This window comes from Kaistella haifensis DSM 19056, assembly GCF_000735695.2.
GTDB classification, from domain to species: domain Bacteria; phylum Bacteroidota; class Bacteroidia; order Flavobacteriales; family Weeksellaceae; genus Kaistella; species Kaistella haifensis.
Genome location: NZ_JASZ02000085.1, coordinates 1 through 1,414 on the forward strand (window position 1 = coordinate 1; position 1,414 = coordinate 1,414).

The window sequence follows — 1,414 nt, forward strand, 5'->3', positions numbered from 1 at the left end:
GCGAATGGGAAAAGCTACCGGAGGTTTAGTTCAACATAGGTTTTGCAAAATGCGGGGTTAAGTTCAAAATTTAACTTCTACTCTATTTTAGCCGCAACTGCTTTTCATATTGTTTTTTTCTTTAATTTAGACAATCTGAAAAAGCATTTGCTACGATTGTGAATTCTTGAACTTTTTGTTCTTCTAATTCCCGCACTTCGCAAAGCCTTTTTCCGTTAGGCGTAATTATCAATCCACACGTATACAAATGGGAGGTGTTAAACAAAGACAATTAGAACTTGAATCAAGAAACTTAAACAATATTCCTAATAAATCTATTTGTTCTAATCATTTTGAAGATAAGTATATAACTCGTTTTATTAGAAATAATTACAAAAATGGTTATTGCGATTATTGTGAAAAAGACCTAAAAGTAATTTCGATGGAAGAACTTTTGGATTTCATAATGGATTCTATTTCAGTTTTTTATGAAGATGCTGCAAATTTTATGAGTTATGATTCTAGTCAAGGTGGCTATCTTGGAGAAACATTCACACCAAATGAACTTATACAAGAATTAGTTGAGTTAGACGCAACTCCCTTTGAAGTAATTGAAGACATTATTGATTCAATTGAAGATATTGCTTGGGCTGATCCTAATATGTATTATGACAATATTGATGATGAATTAAAATACGAATGGAATTTTTTTAAAAATATTATCATAAATAAATCTCGATATCTATTTTATACTAATGGAACAAGTAATTCTAAAGCATATAATATTCTAAAAGAGGTAGGTAAACTAATCAATAATCTAAAATTAATTAGTATTTTTCCGAAAGGGACTAAGGTGCTAAGATGTAGACAACATAAAATAAAAAATGAGATAACTGAATTTCATCAAATTACTTCACCTCCAAACGAATATTCATTATACCCAAATAGATTTAGTCCATCAGGTATTTCAATGTTTTACTGTGCGTTCGATAAAGAAACAGCTATTAAAGAAACTGTAAGTCGTGAGGATAAATCAAAAAAATATGTTACAATTGGTGAGTTTGAAACAAAAGATGATTTTTATGTCATCGATTTTACTAAACTTCCCAAAATTGAAAGTATTTTCGGTATTAAAAATAAAAACAAATATTATCTAAAACTTTTTATTTACTCTTTAGTTAATGATCTTACTAAGAAAATATCTAAAGACGGAAGAGAACATATTGATTATGTACCAACTCAAGTTGTAACTGAGTACTTTAGATACCCTTTTAATAAAAATAGAAAGAACAAAATTTCCGGAATACTTTATCCTTCATCACAAAATAAAGGCGAAAAATCCTTAGTATTTTTTTGGGATAATAAAGAAAGTGAATTAGAGGTACAACTAAATTCAATTAAATGTGAAAGAATAAAATAACTACGCCTAATAACT

1 protein-coding gene is annotated in these 1,414 nt (G+C 28.1%); it reads left to right on the forward strand.

Going from position 1 to position 1,414, the window contains the following annotated elements:
• Positions 1–247 precede the first annotated feature (247 nt).
• Entirely contained in the window at positions 248–1,399 is a 1,152-nt protein-coding gene (locus tag AP75_RS13960) for a HEPN-associated N-terminal domain-containing protein (RefSeq protein ID WP_088265005.1), read from the forward strand.
• Positions 1,400–1,414 lie beyond the last annotated feature (15 nt).